The organism is Streptosporangium sp. NPDC051022, assembly GCF_040683035.1.
In the GTDB taxonomy this organism is placed as follows: Bacteria; Actinomycetota; Actinomycetes; order Streptosporangiales; family Streptosporangiaceae; genus Streptosporangium.
On the sequence record NZ_JBFBCF010000001.1, the window covers coordinates 618895 to 639330 of the forward strand.

A 20436-nucleotide genomic window follows, 5' to 3' on the forward strand; every position below is an offset into this window, starting at 1 on the left:
CGATCCGCCCCGGTTTCACCGCTCGCCGTACCGGCGCCCCCTGAGGGGGCGTGGGCACGGGGAGATGCGGCGGCTGGGCGTGGCGGAGGGGCGCCGGGGGCGGGGTGCGGGGTGTTCGTTCAGCCCGTCACGCGACGCTCGATGACCTTGGTGGTCTCGTCCCTGAAGGCACCGCTGACCTTCCCGAGGTTCTTCTCCTTGGCCGTCGGGGTGTGGCCGTCGCTGAAGGTGGCGTAGCTGAACACGATGTAGCGGCCCCAGACCAGGCCCGCCGCGTAGCCGCCCGCGATGTGAACGCGTTCGGCCCCGCTGCCGGGCGTTCCCTGCAGACCCCGGAACCACAGGTTGCTGGCCAGGTTCTTGGTCCGGTCGACATCGACGGCCGCCTGAAGGCTGGGCATGACCGCGATTCCGGTGGTCACGGCGTACTTCTTCTTGCTGTCGACGTACGTCGCCCGCAGCACCCGGCGGCAGTCCTGGTCGGTCAGCGTGCTGGCGAATTTGCCCGCCGCCGCCTCGTCGCACTTCTGGGTGACGTCGGTCTTGACCCGGACGAACGTGCTCCCGGCCACGGTGATCTTCTTGGCGAAGGCGTCGGCCACGTCCATCTTGCCGGGATCGGTCCTCTCGGAGTTGAGGATCTCGGTTTTGACCGGGTCGGGTTCCGCCGGGCCCATCGGGTCCTCGGTGGGATCGACGGGCTCGGAGGTGGGAATCGGGTCGGTCGCGCTGGCCGACCGCTTGGCGGCGAACGACTGGTAGGCGAAGAAGGCACCGGTTCCTATGCCGCCGACCACGAGCGTCACCACCGCCGCGATCAGGATCGTGTTGCCCCGCCTGCGGGGCGGTGGAGCGGTGGGCGCGGGCGGGAGCTCGCGCACGACCGCGGACGGCGGGGTGAACGGGCCGCGCACCACCTCGCCGGTCAGGGGTGCGGCGGGATCGGGGGAAGCCGGGGGTTTCACCGGGGAGGGAGAGAACGAAGGCGAGATCACCGGTATGCCTCCGGGAGGGGTTGGCTGGTCGCCCGGCTCCGGAAGGGGCGGGGGAGCACCGGGCTCGACGGGCCGCGCGGTGAGGTCGTGCGCGGCGCCGGAGACCGGTCCCTGGGCGTGCGAGGCCGGATCGGGGGACTGGGCCTGCGGCTGAGGCACGGACTCCGGACGAGGTGCCGGACCCTGCGCGCCGGACATCGGGTCGGGCTGGGAGGCCGGGCCCTGCGCGCCGAGGGCGGGCTCCGTCCACGGCACCGGCTGCGGCACCGACTGCGGCACTGACTGGGGCACCGGCTGGGGCGGCAAACCGTACGCGGTGGGCACGGTCTCGGTGGGGGCGGCGCCGGGCTGCGGAGAGGGTCCCGGGCCCGGAACGTGACCCGCTCCGGCCTCCGCCGGGGCCGGTGATCCCGGTCCGGGAGAGGCGGCCGGGGTCGCGAGAGGCTCCGGTTCGAGCGGCGGCACCGGGCCGGGAACGGGCGTGCCCGGCTCGGAGGACGACGCCGCGTCGCCGGTCCGTGCCCCCGCGTCGGGCGGCGCGGCGGCCGCGTATCCGATGACCGGCCCCGCGGCGTGCGCTCCCGGGTCCGGCGTCCCGGCGGTGGCGGTCCGTTCGTGCTGACCCGGCCGCTCCTGACGGCCCGGTACGGCGAGCCCGGCCGCGCGGACGTCGTGGGTGTTCCCGTCGGGGTCGACGGAGGGGGTCGCGGACGGGATCGCGGACGGGATCGCGGACGGCGGCCAGACGGGGACGTCACCGGGCTCGGCGGGCCTGCCGGCCGTCTCCTCCGCGTCGGACCAGACCGGTTCCCCGGTGGCCGCGGGCCACTGGGGTGCGCCGTGCGCGTCCGGCCCGGAGGCGGGCCACACCTGCATGCCCGCCGCGGCGGCGGTGAAGGCCGGGGGCGGCTGCCAGGGCGGTGCCCCGGGAACGATCGGCGCCGTGTGCGACGGGCCGTCGAGCGGTGAAGGGTTCGGAGCCGGGCGTTCGGCGGCGGCGGGCGGGCCCGCCCACGGAGCGGGAGAACCCGCCGGAGCCCCGGGGACGGGCGGAACCCCCCACGGCGGCGTGCCGGGATGCTCCCCGGGAACGGGGGAGCCGGTCCGGGGCGGCGCGCCCGAGGGTGCACCGGCGGCGGCCGGGCCGTTCCACGGCGACGTGCCCGGCGGCTCACCGGGAGCGGCCGGGGCGTTCCACGGTGGCGGGCCCGAGGGGGTGCCGGTGGCGGCCGGGCCGCTCCACGGCGGCGCGGGCGTCCTGTCGCCCGAGGGGGACACCCAGGCGGGGGATCCGAAGGGGTCGCCGACGGCTCCGGAGGGCGCGCCGGGCGCTTGGTGGCCGGACCCCGAGGGGGTGGCGGACCACGGCGTGCCGGACGGGCCGGGAGGCGGCGGAGAGCCCGCCCACGGCGTGCCGGACGGTCCCTGAGGGGTCGGCGAACCCGTCCACGGCGGAGCTCCGGACGGCACGTTCGGAGCGGGCGGGGCGCCCCACGGCGGTCCGAACGGGTCGGTGGAAGCGGGAGAGCCGGGCTGCGTGGCCCCGGAAGGCCCGCCCGGAACGGGCGGGGCGCCCCACGGTGGCGCGGATGAGCCGGTGGAAGCGGGAGAGCCGGGCTGCGGAGCTCCGGACGGCCCGCCGGGAACGGGCGGGGCGTTCCAGGACGGCCCGGACGGGTCGGTGGGCGCGGAGGAGCCCGTTCGCGGCGCTCCGGACGACTCCGCGGGAACGGGAGAACCCGCCCACGGCGGCGCGGGCGGTTCCTCAGCGAGGGGAGCACCCGTCGAGGACCGGCCGGGGAGGGGAGGGGCGCCCCAGGAGGGCGGGACGGCCGGTCCACGCGCGGCCGAGGGGGCGGTCGGCGGCGAATCCGGTTCGCTCGGGGCGGGGCCGCCGGCCCACGGCGGGTTCTGCTCGCCGGGGGCGGGGGTGTCGGTCCAGGAGATGACGGCGGGGACCGGCTGGGGGAGATCCGGCCAGCCCGGTGCCTGCGGGCTCCCGGGCGCCGCCGAGCCGGGCGGTGAACCGGGTGGCGAGCCGGGCTGCGGTCCGTGCGGTGCCCCTGGCGGCCGCCCGTCCGGCGAGCCGTACGGTGACCCCTGCGGCTGCCCGTGCCGCGGTCCGGGCGGGTTCCCCTGCTGTGCCCCGGACTGCGGACCGTAACCGGGCGCGGGCCACGGGTCGTTCTCGGGATCGGGGGCCGGCCACGGGTCGTTCTCCGGGTCGGAGTACCAGTCGTAGGGGGCTCCGTCGTCGCCGGTGACCGTCCACGGCTGGGCCGTACCCGGTGTGGGTTCCGGCCATGCCGGAGGGTCGTAGAACCGGCTGCCACCTGTCAGATCGGCCCGCGGCACGTGCGGCGAAGGCTGACCGAAACTCGGCGGGGGCGTCGCCGGTGCGGCCGAACCGTCGGCTTCGCGTTTGTGCTCGGACCCGGATTCCTGGCCACGCATACGTGGAAGAGTAGCGACAGCCAGAGATCATCATGAGGGTATGGGTGTTCCTGGCCGGATCGCCCGCCAGTTTTATCCCAGGAAACCGCTGCCTGAACCTTTGGTCACGGCCGCTTCCCGGTCAGCGAACGTGAGTCCAGGGCGGGGGTGACGGTCGCGTCCGCGATCCCGAAGGCGGCCCGGTTCAGCTGCTTGACCTCGGTCTTCTTCGGCAGGTGCCCGTCCTTGAACTGGAACCAGACCATCACCGTGTAGTGCCCGTGGCGCCACCCGCCGGCGAAGGCCTCACCCTTGCCGAGAAATTTGGTGACCTTATCCTTACCGGGCAGTGATTTGAGGTATTCCTTCCGGGACTTGCCCGCCCCCGCGGCGACGACCTTCGCGGCCGCGGCCGACGTCTTGAGGTTGGCGACCCCCACCGTCCCGATGATCTTTCCCGTGGCGTCGCGGAAGCTGGCCCGCAGCAGCTGGGTGCACTTGCCGTCGGCGAGCGCCTTCTGGAGCTTGTCGCCCACGACCGCGTCCTTGCACTTCTTGTCGGTCCTGCGGACGGTCATCAGGTAGCTCTGGCCGTCGTGGGACACCTTCGTGCGCTTGAACAGCTCGTTCAGCGTGAGGGTGTGGGGATCGGTCGCGCGGGAGCCGGCGTAGCCGAACCTGCCGCCCGGGCCGTTGGGGGCGACCGGGGCGTTGGAGGCCTGTGCCGGGGCGCTGGCCGTACCGGAGGGCGATGAGCCGTCGGAGTTCACGAGCATGGCCAGGCCGACGCCTCCGGCGACGAGAACGCCGAGCGCGCCCGCCGCGATGTAGAGCGGACGCCTGGAGCGGGGCCCCTCGTCATAGGGGCTCCACATCGCCTGCTGCGGCTGCTGGGGCGGCGCCGACGGCGAGGCCGGCGTGGCAGGAGCGGCCGGCGCGGGGGTGGCCCACGGGTTCTCGGGCGTGCGCTCCGAGGGTGCCGAGGCCGGGAACGGGGAGTCGGCGAAGTGCCCCTGCGGTTCGGGGGCGCGGCCGGGTGGTGAGGACTCGAACCAGCGCTCGCCCTGTGCGGGCGGCACCTGTCCTTCGGGCTGGACGTACGGCTGGCGGCGAGGCGGCTCCCCCGGAAAACCCATGCGCAGAGACTAACCTCCCGGAGCCGCCGGTTGATTCAGTTGATTCAGGAGTAACCGAAGTCCTGTGTCCACCAGGGGCCCTCGGCGCCGCCCATCACGCCGACGCCGGTCGCGGTCAGCGTGCAGTTGAGGATGTTTCCCCGGTAGCTCTTGCTCGCCAGCCAGCCGCGCACCGCCTCGGAGGCCGAGGTGAAGCCGCGGCCGATGTTCTCCCCGCCTCCGTTGCGGTAGCCCACGGCCTCCATCCGGCGCCAGGGCGACGTCCCGTCGGGGGAGGCGTGGGAGAAGACGCCACTGGCCGCCATCTCGGCGGAGTGGGCCCTGGCCGACTGGACCAGCCGCCTGTCGATCCGGAACGGCGCGCATCCGGCCCGCTTGCGCTCGATGTTGACGAGCCGGACGAACTCGCTTTCGAGTGCGCTCAGCGGGGAGGAGGAGGCGATGATGTTGCGCGGGTCGTCGTTGCCGGTGTTCTCGTCGCCTCCCTTGATGACGTAGCGGGGGCCCTCGCCGGTGTCGGGGTCGTCGAGCGTGCCGTGCGGGTAGCGGGTGACGCTCGGGCTGGGGTACTGCCGCGGCGTCACGGGGGCGTCGGTCGGGCGGACGACCCGGCCGAGCGGGGTCCGCAGGTCGGAACGCCCGTGTCCGGCCATGGCCGTCGGCGTGGGTTTCGCGGGACCCGCGTTGTTCAGATAGATCTGGTTGGGAGTCTCCGTGTCACGGCTTCCCCGCCCGATGAGATATCCCAGCAGCAGCACCGCCATCAGGCACGCGAACAGCCCCATACGGCGCAGGCTGGTCCGCTGGGTCTCACGTAGGTAAGGGGGTTGCCACATTCCGCTGCCAAAGATAGAGATGTTTGTGGTGGGGAAGAAGAGAATGTCGAGAACGTAGTGGAACCGTTCTGTGAAGCCTCCGTGGAGGAATCGGACGGACGATCTCCGTGGATCTCCGTGGATCTCCCGAGTCTCCCGGACCTGTCCGCCGCCCGTTCCGCCGGGTCGGGCAAAGGCCTCTTTCCTGATGGTTCCCGGCGGCCGCCCGACGATCTCCGGCCGCTCTCCCGGCGGGCCGTCTCCCGGTGGTCCCCGACATGGGTAGACTGCTCGGGGACACCGGTGGGGAGCCGCGTCTTTTTGACCCGCGTTCAGCCGTACCGGTATCCTGCTAGTTCGTTGTGTGCGAATTGGTCTCCTCTAGTGGACCGATACGCGGCGCGTCCGGCGTCATCTCCTAAAAGTGTGGGAGACGGAAGGTCCGGGCTGTCGTGTGCCCGCACCTACCGACCACGTTGCTGTCACTTCCGACAGCGCCGAAGACGCGAGCAAAGAAGGCATACGACCGTGCGCACGTACACACCCAAGCCTGCCGAAGTCGAGCGTCAGTGGCACATCATCGACGCCACCGACATCGTGCTTGGCCGGCTGGCCAGCCACGTCGCGATCCTGCTTCGCGGTAAGCACAAGCCGATCTTCGCCAACCACGTCGACACCGGTGACTTCGTCATCGTCATCAACGCCGACAAGGTCGCGCTGACCGGCAACAAGCTTGAGCAGAAGAAGGCGTACCGTCACTCGGGCTACCCCGGTGGTCTGCGTTCGGTGACCTATGGCGAGCTCATGGACAAGCGTCCCGACCGTGCCGTCGAGAAGGCCGTCAAGGGCATGCTGCCGAAGAACGCCCTCGGCCGGAAGATGATCAAGAAGCTCAAGGTCTACGCGGGCTCCGAGCACCCGCACCAGGCCCAGCAGCCGACGCCCTTCCAGCTCACCCAGATCGCCCAGTAGCCACCAGCTGCTCATCGCCAGCAGCGTTGGCCGACGGCCGACGCCGAGTAGGAAAGTAAGAGGAGAACCGTGGCTGAGCCCACCGGTGTCGAGACGCCCATCGAGGGCGAGCAGGAAACGTACTCCGCGGAGGAGTTCCCCTCCGAGTACACCTCCGAGTCCACTGCCAGCGGCGAGGCCGCCGTCCGTAAGCCCGTCACCACGGGCAACTCCTACGGCACGGGCCGCCGCAAGGAGGCCGTCGCCCGCGTGCGCATCGTGCCGGGCACCGGCAAGTGGACGATCAACGGCCGTCCGCTGGACGTCTACTTCCCCAACAAGGTCCACCAGCAGATCGTCAACGAGCCCTTCGTGACGCTCGGCGCCGAGGACCAGTTCGACGTCATCGCCCGCATCGACGGCGGCGGCGTGACCGGCCAGGCCGGTGCCCTGCGCATGGGCCTCGCCCGCGCGCTGGCCATCCTGGACGTCGAGGTCAACCGCGCCCCGCTGAAGAAGGCCGGCTTCCTGACCCGTGACGCCCGCGCCACCGAGCGCAAGAAGTACGGCCTCAAGAAGGCCCGCAAGGCTCCGCAGTACAGCAAGCGTTAAGTTGGGGCGCCTTTTCGGCACCGACGGGGTACGTGGGGTCGCGGGACGCGACCTCACGGCCGAGCTCGCCATGGACCTGTCCGTGGCCGCGGCTCATGTCCTCGGCGATGCCGGGGCGTTCAACGCCAGCGTCGGGCGGCGAGGCCGCCCTGTCGCCGTCGTAGGCCGGGACCCGCGGGCTTCAGGAGAATTCCTGGAGGCCGCCGTGGTCGCCGGCCTTGCGTCGTCTGGCGTGGACGTTCTCCGGCTCGGCGTGCTGCCCACCCCGGCGGTCGCATACCTCACCATGGCTCTTGGAGCCGACATGGGCGTGATGATCTCCGCCTCCCACAACCCCGCCCCGGACAACGGGATCAAGTTCCTCACCCGCGGGGGCCACAAGCTGCCCGACGCGGTGGAGGCCGAGATCGAGCAGCGGCTCGGCGAGAAGTGGGACCGCCCTGTCGGAGCCTCGGTCGGCCGCGTACGCGAGGCGTACGGCGAGGCCGACCGTTATGTGTCCCACGTGCTGTCCACCGCCCCCGGGCGCCTGGACGGCCTCAACATCGTCGTCGACTGCGCGCACGGAGCCGCCCACATGGTGGCCCCCGAGGCGCTGACGAGGGCCGGAGCCACCGTCGAGACCATCGGGGCCCGCCCCGACGGGCTCAACATCAACGCCGGGTGCGGCTCCACCCACCTGGACAAACTCCAGCAGATCGTGATCTCTCGGGGCGCGGACGCCGGAATCGCCTACGACGGGGACGCCGACCGCTGCCTGGCGGTCTCGCACACCGGAGAGGTGGTCGACGGCGACCAGATCATGGCGGTGCTCGCCACCGCCATGCACGCCGAGGGGAAGCTCGCCGGTGACACCGTGGTCGCCACGGTCATGTCCAACCTGGGCTTCAAGATCGCGATGAGGAACGCCGGCATCGACGTGGTCGAGACCGCCGTCGGCGACCGTTACGTGCTGGAGGCCATGAAGTCCGGAGGCTACAACCTCGGCGGGGAACAGTCGGGCCACGTCCTGCTGCTCGACCACGCCACCACCGGGGACGGCCTGCTGACCTCGCTCCACCTGCTGTCGGTCATGGCCCGCGAGGGCAAGTCGCTGGCCGAACTCGCCTCGGTGATGACCCGGCTGCCGCAGATCCTGATCAACGTCAAGGATGTGGACCGCGCCAAAGCCTCGGTGCCGGAGCTGTCGGAGGCGGTCGCCGCCGCGGAGTCGGAGCTGGGGGAGACGGGGCGGGTGCTGATCCGCCCGAGCGGCACCGAGCCCATGATCCGTGTCATGGTCGAGGCCTCCTCCGCGGAGCAGGCCGAGCTGATGGCCGGTCGGCTGGCCGAGGTGGTCCGTACGGCCTGCGTCTGAGGGTGTTCGCGACCTTTCGCCCGGTGTGCTCGGCACACCGGGCGATTCGCTTTTCCCTGCCCTGAACGACTCCGGCCACGACGATCGCGGCCCTGAACGACTCCGGCCGCGGCGGTCACGGCCGTGACGCTTTCCGGTGGCGGTGACCGCGGATCGTGACGGCCCCGGCCCCGGCCGCCGCGCCCGTGACGGCCGTGCTCGCGCCGTACGGCGGGCTTCGCCCCGTGGAGCGGTCCAGTGCGGCGAGTACCCCGATCTGCGCCACGCCGAACCTTCGCATTCGTTGACACTCCAGGTAGTTGATCAGAAACTCTCAGTGGTTGACGTGAGGCTTCCTCCTGGCAGGGACGCCACCGGCGAGTGAATGAGGAACGGATGGTTGTGGCGTCCAGGATGAACGGCGGGCCGGTCGCCCGGCTGCTCGTCCTGACCCTGGCGGCCTCCACGCTGATCGGGAACACGGGCACGCCGACGCTCACCTCCGCCTCCGCGGCCGGGACCACCCTGCTCAGCCAGCCCTTCCACAACAACACCGCCGACGGCACCGGCTCCCTGGTGCTGCCCGCGCTGCCGAGCAACCAGAGCGGCTCGAACACCGCGTGCCTGACCGCGTCCGGCAACACCAGCACCGGCGTGCTGAAGAGCTGCAGCAGCTCGAACGACACGGTGGGCTCCGGCAAGCTGCGCCTGACGAACACGACGACCAGCAAGCTCGGCGGCGTCTTCGGCGCGACCAGCGTGCCGACCGCGCAAGGCCTGGACGTGACGTTCAACACCTACCAGTACGGCGGGACCGGGGCGGACGGCATCGCCTTCGTGCTGGCGGCGGTCGACCCGACCAACCCGCTCTCCCCGGCCAACATCGGCCAGCCCGGCGGCGCGCTCGGCTACTCCGCGGTCGGTTCCAGCAGCTACAGCGGCCTGGCCTACGGCTACCTCGGCATCGGCCTCGACGTGTACGGCAACTTCAGCAACAGCACCTACCAGGGCACCGGCTGCACCAACCCCGCCTACATCAGCACGACCGGCACGGTGCCGGGCCAGGTCGTCGTCAGGGGACCGGGGCAGGGCCTCGTCGGCTACTGCGCGATCAACAGCACCGCGACCTCGACGTCCTCCTCCGCCCTGTCGCTGCGGGCGAGCACCCGCAAGGCGGTGCCGGTCGAGGTCGCCATCAACCCGACCAGCGTGACCGTCACCACCACCTCGGGCCTGTCGGTCCCCGCCAAGAGCTACATGGTGTCGGTTGCCCCCCTCAGCGGTTCGGCCAAGACCCTGCAGGGCTCGCTGCCCTCGGTGACGTCGGGGTTGTTCCCGTCGAGCTGGCTCGACTCCTCCGGGGTCCCCAAGCAGCTCGCGTTCGGCTGGGTGGCCTCGACCGGAGGATCGACCGACTTCCACGAGATCGACAGCGCCACCGTGACCACGCTCAGCACGGTTCCCGTGCTGAACGTCACGCAGACCAGCTACAACAACGCCACGACGCTGGCGGCCGGTGCCCCGGTGACCTACAGCGTCGTCGCGAGCGTCGGCAGCGCGGTCAGCGAGACCTCGCCGATCTCGATCACCGAGACCCTGCCGACCGGCGTGGTGCCCGTCGGCGCCTACGGCACCGGATGGGTCTGCGCCGCCCCCTCCGGACAGTCGATCACCTGTACCAACGGCAACACCCCCTTCGCGGCGGGATCATCGCTGTCACCCGTCACCGTGGTCGGCATCGTCACCGGGAGCGGCGTCACGCCGACGACGATCAGCACCTCCTCGGTCGCCACGGCGTCGGCCGGCGACGCCAACCCCGGCTACTCGTCGTCGACGACGGTGGGCACGCTGCCGACCGCGCCCGGCGGCATCACGCTGAGCTCGACCACGGGCTCGATCTCCGGGGGCAACGCCGTCACCGTGAGCGGGTCGAACATCGGCAACGCCACCGCGATCGAGATCGGCACGACCGCCGAGCAGGCAGCGGGCACCCCGGTGGTCCTGCTGCCCTGCGCCACCGGGGTCACCACCGGCTGCTTCACGATCAACGCCAACGGCACGCTCACCATCCCCTCCATGCCGTCCCGCGCGAGCAACGCGGCGGTGAACGTCACCGTCGTCACCCAGGGACTCGCCGCCGCCGCCTCCTACACCTACGCGAGCTCGCCCGCCACCCCTGCCGCCCCGACGGCGACGGCCGGGGTGACCAGTGCCACGGTGACCTGGACCGCGCCGGCCAACAACGGCAGCGCCATCACGAGCTACGTCGTCACGCCCTACCTCGGCGGCGTCGCCCAGACGCCGATCACCTACGACGCCACCGCCACCACCCGGACGCTGACCGGGTTGACCGCGGGCTCCTCCTACACCTTCACCGTGGCCGCGGTGAACGCCTTCGGCACCGGTACGGCCGGTCCCGCCTCGAACGCGGTCGTCCCCTACAACGTGCCGGGCAAGCCGGTCATCGGCACGGTCACCGTGGGCGACGCCACCGCCACGGTGACCTGGACCGCGCCGGGAAACAACGGCAGCGCCATCACCGGCTACGTCGTCACGCCCTACCTCGGCGGCGTCGCGCAGACCCCCCAGACGTTCAGCGGCACGGCGACCACCCAGACCCTCACCGGCCTCACCCCCGGCGCCACCTACACCCTCACCGTCGCCGCCCAGAACGCCGCGGGCACCGGTCCCGCCTCCGACCCGTCCGCCTCGGTCGTCCCCAACGCGCTGCCGAGCCTGAACTTCCCCGCCCCGGCGGGAGGGGAGGTCGGGGTGGCCTACAGCGTCGCGCTGGCCGTCACCGGGGGCACCTCGCCGTACACCTGGTCGATCAGCAGTGGCACGCTTCCCGCCGGGCTGTCCCTCAACGCCTCGACGGGGGTGCTGTCGGGTACGCCGACGGCCTCGGGCACCTCCTCCTTCACCGTGAAGGTGACCGACGCCGCCGGACAGAGCGCCACCCAGGCGGTGACCCTCACCATCGTGCCGCAGCCGTCGTTCTCCTTCTCCGCCCCGGCGGCCGGGGAGGTGGGGGTCGCCTACAGCGTTCCGCTGACCGTGACCGGCGGTACGACGCCGTACACCTGGTCGGTGTCGGCGGGCGGTCTGCCGGCGGGCCTGACGCTGAACGCCTCGACGGGGGTGCTGTCGGGTACGCCGACGGCCTCGGGCACCTCCTCCTTCACCGTGAAGGTGACCGACGCCCTGAACCAGACGGCCACCAGGACGGTCACCCTGACGATCGTGCCGCAGCCGTCGTTCTCCTTCTCCGCCCCGGCGGCGGCCCAGGTGGGGGTCGCCTACAGCGTCCCGCTGACCGTGACCGGCGGCACGACGCCGTACACCTGGTCGGTGTCGGCGGGCAGCCTGCCGGCGGGCCTGACGCTGAACGCCTCGACCGGGGTGCTGTCCGGCACGCCGACCACGACCGGCGGTTACCCGTTCACGGCCCAGGTGGTCGACGCCAACGGCCAGATCGCCACCCGGTCGGTGACGCTCACCGTCACGGCGGGCCCGCTGGTCATCGTCAAGACAGCCGACGTCTCGGCCACGGCGCCGGGAGGTACGGTCAACTACACGATCACCGTCGGCAACACCGGGTCGAGCGCGTTCACCGGCGTGACGCTGACCGACCCGCTGACCGGGGTGCTGGACGACGCCGTCTACAACGCCGACGCGGCCGCGACCTCGGGCGCCGTCTCCTTCACCAGCCCGAACCTGACCTGGACGGGCAACGTGGCGGCGGGGGCGACCGTGACCATCACCTACTCCGTCAAGGTGGCCAGCCCCGACACCGGCAACAAGGTGCTGGCCAACACGGTGACCTCCTCGACGCTCGGCAGCACCTGCCCCTCCGGCGGCGCCGACAGCCGGTGCACGGCCACGGTGACCGTCTCCGGGCTGTCCATCGTCAAGACCGCCGGGGTCTCGACCACGACACCGGGCTCGACGGCCACCTTCACCGTCACGGTCACCAACAACGGCCAGACGGCCTACACCGGGGCGACGTTCACCGACGCGCTGGCCGGGGTGCTGGACGACGCCGTCTACAACGCCGACGCCACAGCGACGACCGGCAGCGTCTCGCTCAGCGGCTCGAACCTCACCTGGATCGGTGACCTCGCGGTCGGTGCGACCGCGACCGTCACCTACTCGGTCACGGTGAAGGATCCCGACACCGGTGACAGGAGCCTGACCGGCACCATCTCCTCGACCACCCAGGGAAACACCTGCCCGGCCGGAAACCCCGGCGCCCAGTGCACCGCGACGATCACCGTCCTCGTCCCCGCCCTGACGATCACCACCGGCGCGGACGCGGCCACCACGACACCCGGCTCGACCGTGCACTACACGGTCACCGCCGCCAACACCGGTCAGACGCCCTACACCGGCACGAGCTTCACCGTGCCCCTCGCGGGAATCGTGGACGACGCCGTCTACAACGGCGACGCCGCCACGTCGGCCGGCAGCGTGTCGCTCAGCGGCTCCACCCTGACCTGGACGGGCAACCTCGCGATCGGCGCGAGCACGACCGTCACCTTCTCGGCCACGGTGAGATCGCCCGACCCCGGTGACAAGGTGCTGGCGGCCACCGTCACCTCCGCCGCCGCGGGAGGCAACTGCAAGGCCACGAGTACGGCCGCCGCCTGCTCGACCACGGTCCCGGTCCTCATCCCCGCGCTGACGATCACCAAGACGGCCAACACCCCGACCACCACACCCGGCTCGACCGTGCGCTACACGGTCACGGCCACCAACACGGGGCAGACGCCCTACACCGGGGCGGTCTTCACCGACGCGCTGGCCGGGGTGCTGGACGACGCCGTCTACAACGCCGACGCCACAGCGACGACCGGCAGCGTCTCGCTCAGCGGCTCCAACCTCAACTGGATCGGCGACCTCGCGGTCGGCGCGACCGCGACCGTCACCTACTCGGTCACGGTGAACAACCCCGACGCCGGTGACAAGACGATGACGAGCGCCGTCTCCTCGGCCACCACCGGAAGCACCTGCCCGACCGGCGGCACGAACCCGGCGTGCGCGACCACCGTGACCGTGCTGATCCCACGGCTGACCATCACCAACGTCGCGGGCGTGAGCACGACGACCCCCGGCGGGATCGTGCCGTACACGATCACGCTGACCAACACCGGGCAGGTCGACTACACCGGCGCCACCTTCACGCTCGCCGGAGACGGCGTCAACGACGACGCGGTCTACAACGGCAACCTCGTGGCCGGCTCGGGAAGCATCGGCCTGAACAACCTGGGGCAGGCCGTGTGGACCGGCGACCTGCCGATCGGCGCGACGGTGACCGTGACGGGATCGGTCCGGGTGAACGACCCCGACACCGGCGACAGGGTGCTGACGACCTCCGTCACCTCCACCACCCCGGGCAGCACCTGCCCGCCCGCCGGACCGGCCCCCGCCTGCAACACCCTGGTCACCGTACTGGTCCCCGCCCTGACCGTCACCAAGACCGCGGACACGCAGACGCTCACCCCGGGCGACACCGTCCACTACACGATCACGGCCGCCAACACGGGGCAGACGCCCTACACGGGGATCCTCCTCACCGACGCGCTGGCCGGGGTGCTGGACGACGCCGTCTACAACGGGGACGCCGCCGCGACCGGCGGCGCGGTGGCCTTCTCCGGATCGAACCTGACGTGGACCGGGGACCTGGCCGTCGGCGCGACCGCCACGGTCACCTACTCGGTGACGGTGCGCGACCCCGACCCCGGCGACAGGGTGATGGTCGACACGGTGGTGTCGAACGTCTCCGGCAGCACCTGCCCGGCCGGAAGCACCAACGGCGGATGCACCACGGTGGTGACCGTCCTGGTGCCCGCCCTGACCGTCGTCAAGACCGCCGACGCCTCCACGACGACGCCCGGAGCGACCGTCCACTACACGGTCACGGTCACCAACTCGGGGCAGACGCCGTACACGGGGGCGTCCTTCACCGACGCGCTGGCCGGTGTCCTCGACGACGCGGCCTACAACGGCGACGCGACCGCGACCGGCGGCGCGGTGACCCTCTCCGGATCGACCCTGACGTGGACCGGGGACCTGGCGCCCGGCGCGACCGCCACGGTCACCTACTCGGTCACGGTGAGCGCCCCCGACCCCGGGGACGCCCTGCTCACCGGTGCCGTCGTCTCGGCCGCGCGGGGAAGCACCTGCCCGGCCGGAAGCACGGACGTCAGGTGCTCGGTCACCGTCGCGGTCGCCCGGCTGGTCCTGTCGCAGGGCTACACCGCCTCCACCGCGATCCCGGGCTCGGTCATCCGCCTCAACGCCACCTTCACCAACACCGGGCAGGTCCCCCTCACGGGGATCCGGATCCTCAGCGCGACGGCGGGCACCGTCGACGACGCCATCCCCAACGGCGACCAGGCCGCCTCCTCGGGAACCCTCGTCCTCGACTCCAGCAAGATCACATGGACCGGGAACATCCCGGTCGGAGGCGTCGTCACGGTCACCGGCACCCTGACCGTGAAGAGTCCCGCCACCGGCGACAGGTCCGTCACCGGCACCCTGGTCTCCGACGCCCCCGGCAACAACTGCCCGGCCGGCGGCGGCGACCCCCGCTGTACGGCCCTGCTCACCGTCCTCGTCCCCGGCCTGACGATCACCAAGACCGCCGACAGCAGCGTCACCGTCCCGGGGAACACGGTCGGCTACACGGTCACGGTCACCAACTCGGGGCAGACGCCGTACACGGGGGCGACGTTCGCCGACGCGCTGGCCGGTGTGCTCGACGACGCGGTCTACAACGGGGACGCGGTCGCGAGCGCCGGCGCGGTGAGCCTCTCCGGGTCGACCCTGACGTGGACCGGGGACCTGGCGGTCGGTGCGACCGCCACGGTCACCTACTCGGTGACGGTGCGCGACCCCGACCCCGGCGACAAATCGCTCGTCGACACCGTCACCTCGACCAGCACCGGGAACAACTGCGCCGCGGCGAGCGGCGACCCGCGCTGTTCCGTGAGCGTCGGCGTGCTGACCCCGGCCCTGACGATCAGGAAGACGGCCGGCTCCGTGACGGCGGTCCCCGGCGCCACGGTCACCTACACGATCACGGCCACCAACACCGGGCAGACCGCCTACACGGGGGCGACGTTCACCGACGCGCTGGCCGACGTGCTCGACGACGCGACCTACAACGGGGACGCGGCCGCGAGCACCGGCGCGGTCTCCGTCACGGGCTCGGCCCTGACCTGGACGGGAAACCTGGCCGTCGGCGCGAGCGTCACCGTCACCTACTCGGTCACCGTCAACAACCCCGAGACCGGGAACCTGACGCTGACCGGCGCCGTCTCCTCGGCCACGAGGGGCAGCACCTGCCCGGCGGGCAGCACGGACACCCGTTGCACGGCCACCGTCAGGGTCGTCGAGGCGGCCACGCTGACGTTCGCCACGTCGGCGAGCGTGAACTCGGCGGTGCAGGGGGAGAGGGTCACCTACACGGTCACGGTCACCAACTCGGGGCTCACGCCGTACGTCGGCGCGACGTTCACCGAGGCGCTGGCCGGTGTGCTCGACGACGCGACCTACAACGGGGACGCGGCCGCGAGCACCGGCGCGGTCTCCCTCTCGGGCTCGAACCTGACCTGGACCGGTACCGTTCCGGCGAGCGGATCGGCCACCGTCACCTACTCGGTGACGGTGAACACCCCGGACACCGGCGACGGGATCCTCAGCGGCTCCCTGACGTCCACCTCGGTGGGCGGCAACTGTCCGGTGGGCGGCACCGACCCCCGCTGCGCCACCACGGTGACGGTCTCCAGGCTGAGGATCGTCAACTCCGCCGACACGGCGTCCGTCAAGCCGGGCGGCGTGGTCCGCCTCACCAGTGTGATCACCAACACCGGGACGACCCCGTACTACGGGATCGCCGTCGCCTTCGCGGGGGCCGACGTCGGCGACGACGCCCTCGGCAACGGGGACCAGACCGCCACCTCGGGATCCCTGTCCGTGGGGGCCACCGGGGTGGTGTGGACGGGAGACGTCCCCGTGGGCGGCAGCGTCACGGTGACCGGCACCGTCACCGTGCTGAACCCCGATCCGGGCAACCGGGTGCTGACCCTCTCCAGCACCTCCTCGGCGCCGGGGAACAACTGCCCCACGGGCGGCACCGACCCCGCCTGCGTGGCCACCGTCACGGTCGTGATCCCGCAGCTGACGATCACCAAGACCGCCGACCGGGTCGCGACGGTCCCGGGAGGGACGGTGAACTACACGGTCACGGCCACCAACAGCGGGCAGACCTCCTACACCGGTGCGACCGTCACCGACTCCCTGGCGGGAGTCCTGGACGACGCCGCCTACGCGGGGAACGCGACCGCCACCTCCGGCGCCGTCACCTACACGAACCCGGCACTGACCTGGACCGGAAACCTGGCCGTCGGCGCGAGCGTCACCATCACCTACTCGGTCACCGTGAACGACCCCGACACCGGGGACAAGCTGCTCGTCGACTCGGTCGTGTCGACCGCCGAGGGCAGCACCTGCCCGCCCGCCAGCGGCAACGCGGCGTGCACCGCGCAGACCGTCGTCCTCACCCGCGCGCTGACGATCGCGAAGACCGCGAACGTCGCGTCCGTCACGCCGGGCGGAACGGCCACCTACACGGTCACGGTCACCAACTCGGGACAGGTTCCCTACGCCGCGGCGACGTTCACCGACGCGCTGGCGGGAGTGCTGGACGACGCGGCCTACAACGGTGACGCGACCGCGAGCAGTGGCACGGTCACGTTCGCCGGAACCGGCCTGACCTGGACCGGTGGCCTCAACCCCGGCGGAACGGCCACCATCACCTACAGCGTCACCGCCGACACCCCCGGCACCGGAGACGGCAGGCTGACCGGCGTCATCACCTCGGCCACCCCCGGCAGCACCTGCCCGGCGGGCGGGAGCGATCCGCGCTGCACGGCGACGGTCCTGCTGTCGAGGCTGACGATCGCGCACTTCGCCGACGTGTCCACCACCACGCCGGGCGGGGTGGTGAACTACACGACCACGATGACCAACACCGGGCAGACCGACTACAAGGGCGCCGGCTTCGCGCTCGTCGGAGAGGGGACGAACGACGACGCGACGTACGAGGGCAACCTCGTCGCCACCTCGGGGAACATCGGCCTGAACGATCTGGGGCAGGGGGTGTGGACCGGCGACCTGGCGGTCGGCGCGACGGTGACCCTGGTGGGCTCGGTCAGGGTGAACGACCCCGACACCGGCGACAAGCTGCTGACCATCTCCGTCATCTCCTCCACCCCGGGCACCAACTGCCCGGTCGGCGGTACGGGCTCCGCCTGCTCCAGCCTGGTCACCGTGCTGACCCCGGCGCTGACCGTCGCCGTGGCCGCGAACACCGTCACGACCACGCCCGGCGGCACGGTCGGCTACACCGTCACCGTCACCAACACGGGCCAGACGCCGTACACCGGGGCCACGGTCACCGACGACTTGACACAGGTATTCAACGACGCCGTCTACAACGGTGACGCGACCGCGAGTGGCGGCACGGTCTCCGTCACCGGCTCGGCACTGACGTGGACCGGTGACCTGGCGGTCGGCGCGACCGTGACCATCGCCTACACCGTGACCGTCCGCGACCCCGACCTCGGGGACAAGGTGATGACCAACATGGTTCTGTCAGCGGTGCAGGGCAGTACCTGCCCGGCGGGCGGCGGCAACCCGGCGTGCACCACGGTGGTCACCGTGCTCGTCCCCGCACTGTCGATCGCCAAGGCCGCGAGCACCACCACGGCCACGCCCGGCGGCACGGTCGGCTACACGATCACGATCCAGAACACCGGGCAGACGGTCTACACCGGGGCGAACGTCACCGACGCGCTGGCCGGGGTGCTGGACGACGCGGTCTACAACGGGGACGCGGCCGCGACCGGCGGCACGGTCGCCTTCGACGGCGCGAACCTGACCTGGACCGGCGACCTCGCGATCGGCGCGACCGCGACCGTCACCTACACGGTGACCGTGCGCGACCCCGACCCCGGAGACAGGAGCCTCACCGCCGCCGTCACCTCCGGCGCCCAGGGCAGCACCTGCCCCGTGGGCGGCTCCAACCCCGCCTGCGCCTCCACGATCGCCGTCCTGATCCCCGCGCTGGCCGTCTCCACCGTCGCGGACCGGGCGACCGCCACCCCCGGCGACACCGTACGGTTCACGGTCACGATCGCCAACACGGGGCAGACGCCGTACACCGGGACGAGCGTCACCGACTCGCTGGCGCAGGTCCTGGACGACGCGACCTACGGCGGGAACGCCTCCGCCGACTCGGGCAGCGTGGCGCTCACCGGCTCCGACCTGACCTGGACCGGTGACCTGGCGGTCGGCGCGACCGTGACCGTCACCTACACGGTGACCGTGCGCGACCCCGACCCCGGAGACAAGACGATCAGGAGCGTCGTCACCTCGGCCGCCCCGGGCAGCACCTGCCCGGCGGGGAACACCAGCCCGCTCTGCGCCGCGGCCGTCACCGTCCTGATCCCCGCCCTGACCATCGCCAAGAGCGCCGGGGTGAGCACCACGACACCCGGCGGCACGGTCGGCCACACGATCACGGTCACCAACACCGGGCAGACGCCGTACACCGCGGCGACGTTCACCGACCTGCTGGCCGGAGCGCTCGACGACGCCGTCTACGGCGGCGACGCCGTCGCGAGCACCGGCACGGTCGCCTTCGACGGCGCCAACCTGACCTGGACCGGCGACCTCGCGGTCGGCGCGACCGCGACCGTCACCTACTCCGTCACGGTGAAGAACCCCGACACCGGAGACAAGGCCGTCTCCGGCACCGTGGTCTCGGCCACCCCGGGCAACACCTGCCCGGCGGGCGGCGGCGACCCGGCGTGCGCGACGCTCGTGCGCGTCCTGGTCCCGCAGCTGACGATCACCAAGGCCGCCGACACCGGCACCGTCGCCGCGGGCGGCACCGTCCACTACACGGTGACGCTCGTCAACACCGGTGAGACCCCCTACAGCGGCGCCACGTTCACCGACCCGCTGGCCGGGGTGCTGGACGACGCCGCCTACGACGGCGACGCCGTCGCGACCACCGGAACCGTCACCTACGCCGACGGCGCGCTGACCTGGGTCGGCGACCTCGCCCTCGGCGCCACCGCGACCGTCACCTACTCGGTCACCGCCTCCTACCCGGCCCTGGGCGACAGGCTCCTGACCGGCGCCGTGGTCTCGCCCTCCCCGGGCAGCACCTGCCCCGCGGGCGGGACCGACCCCCGCTGCGGCGTGACCGTCACCCTCCTCGTGCCCGCCCTCACCGTCACCCTGGCCGCGGACAACAGCGGGAACATCGTCGCCGGCGGTCGCGTCCAGTACACGATCACGGCGGTGAACACCGGTGAGGTGCCCTACGCCGCGGCCACGGTCACCGACCTGCTCGCCGGGGTGCTGGACGACGCCGACTACGACGGCGACGCGACCGCGACGAGCGGCGGCGTCTCCTTCGCCGGCTCCGACCTGACCTGGACCGGAGACCTGGCGGTCGGCGCGACCGTGGTCATCACCTTCACCGTCACCGTCAAGGACAGTGCCCCGGGCGGGGACGGGCTCCTCGACAACCGGGTCACCTCGGCGGCGCTCGGCGGTACCTGCCCGTCCGGAGGCACCGATCCCCGCTGCTCCGTCTCGACGTCCGTCACGGCGGTGAGCATCACCCTCACCGACCTGAGCGCCGACTTCACCCTGTCCGGGAGCCCGGACACGACCGTACGGCGCGACGAGGCGGTGACGATGACGGTCACCACGAACAGCCCGGACGGCTACTCCGTCACCGTGAAGGCGAGGTCCCCCGAACTCACCGCGACGCTCTCCGGGGAGAGGTTCGCCATCCCGATCGGCAACCTGCGGGTGCGCGAACACGGCGCGGCGGCCTTCTCGCCGCTCTCGCACAGCGCCTCGGTGCTCGTCCACGGCCAGTCCGGCCCGTCGGCGGCCGGAGGGGACGCCATCAGCAACGACTACGAGGCCGACATCCCGTTCGTCCCGGCGACGACCTACTCGGCGACGCTCGACTACGTCGCGACGACCAACTGACCCGCCACCGCCCGGGACGGCACCGCGCGCCCGTCCGCCACCCGTCCGGCACACCGAAACGGACAACGTGAAGGAGA

At 72.0% G+C, this 20436-nt stretch carries 8 protein-coding genes; 5 read left to right on the forward strand and 3 right to left on the reverse strand.

Annotated elements, in window-relative coordinates:
• Nucleotides 1-119 precede the first annotated feature (119 nt).
• Entirely contained in the window at nt 120-1871 is a 1752-nt protein-coding gene (locus tag AB0N02_RS02995; protein ID WP_363941921.1) for a hypothetical protein, read from the reverse strand.
• On the opposite strand from AB0N02_RS02995, the gene AB0N02_RS03000 reads away from it, so the two are divergent.
• Nucleotides 1870-2424 (forward strand): hypothetical protein, encoded by a 555-nt coding sequence (locus AB0N02_RS03000; RefSeq protein ID WP_363941923.1) that lies wholly within the window; start codon nt 1870-1872, stop codon nt 2422-2424. The two genes, AB0N02_RS02995 and AB0N02_RS03000, sit on opposite strands and share 2 nt — an antisense overlap.
• 1129 nt (nt 2425-3553) lie before the next feature.
• Here the strand turns inward: AB0N02_RS03000 and AB0N02_RS03005 are convergent.
• Together AB0N02_RS03005 and AB0N02_RS03010 are read right to left on the reverse strand one after the other, a co-directional pair.
• Nucleotides 3554-4564, reverse strand: coding sequence for a hypothetical protein (locus AB0N02_RS03005; RefSeq protein ID WP_363941925.1), 1011 nt, complete (start codon nt 4562-4564; stop codon nt 3554-3556).
• 44 nt (nt 4565-4608) lie between these two features.
• Nucleotides 4609-5400, reverse strand: a complete 792-nt coding sequence (locus AB0N02_RS03010) for a CAP domain-containing protein (RefSeq protein ID WP_363941926.1) — start codon at nt 5398-5400, stop codon at nt 4609-4611.
• 507 nt (nt 5401-5907) lie between these two features.
• Here AB0N02_RS03010 and rplM point away from each other — a divergent pair.
• The 4 genes from rplM (at nt 5908) to AB0N02_RS03030 (ending at nt 20359) form a co-directional block, all read left to right on the forward strand.
• The gene (rplM, locus tag AB0N02_RS03015) at nt 5908-6351 is read left to right on the forward strand and encodes a 50S ribosomal protein L13 (protein ID WP_363941929.1); all 444 of its coding nucleotides are present in this window, start codon (nt 5908-5910) and stop codon (nt 6349-6351) included.
• A 69-nt stretch (nt 6352-6420) separates the two neighbouring features.
• The gene (gene rpsI, locus AB0N02_RS03020) at nt 6421-6942 is read left to right on the forward strand and encodes a 30S ribosomal protein S9 (RefSeq protein ID WP_363941932.1); all 522 of its coding nucleotides are present in this window, start codon (nt 6421-6423) and stop codon (nt 6940-6942) included.
• Nucleotide 6943: 1 nt separating this feature from the next.
• Nucleotides 6944-8299, forward strand: coding sequence for a phosphoglucosamine mutase (gene glmM / locus AB0N02_RS03025; protein ID WP_363941935.1), 1356 nt, complete (start codon nt 6944-6946; stop codon nt 8297-8299).
• Nucleotides 8300-8674: 375 nt separating this feature from the next.
• Nucleotides 8675-20359: a putative Ig domain-containing protein gene (locus AB0N02_RS03030; RefSeq protein WP_363941938.1), complete on the forward strand. Its 11685-nt coding sequence runs from the start codon at nt 8675-8677 to the stop codon at nt 20357-20359.
• Nucleotides 20360-20436: the final 77 nt, after the last annotated feature.

What these genes read in the sequence shown, in the direction of transcription:
- AB0N02_RS03005 (WP_363941925.1), bottom strand. Translation starts at nt 4,564, where the DNA reads ATGGGTTTTCCGGGGGAGCCGCCTCGCCGCCAGCCGTACGTCCAGCCC.
- AB0N02_RS03010 (WP_363941926.1), bottom strand. Translation starts at nt 5,400, where the DNA reads ATGTGGCAACCCCCTTACCTACGTGAGACCCAGCGGACCAGCCTGCGC.
- AB0N02_RS02995 (WP_363941921.1), bottom strand. Translation starts at nt 1,871, where the DNA reads ATGCAGGTGTGGCCCGCCTCCGGGCCGGACGCGCACGGCGCACCCCAG.
- AB0N02_RS03000 (WP_363941923.1), top strand. Translation starts at nt 1,870, where the DNA reads ATGCCCGCCGCGGCGGCGGTGAAGGCCGGGGGCGGCTGCCAGGGCGGT.
- AB0N02_RS03030 (WP_363941938.1), top strand. Translation starts at nt 8,675, where the DNA reads ATGGTTGTGGCGTCCAGGATGAACGGCGGGCCGGTCGCCCGGCTGCTC.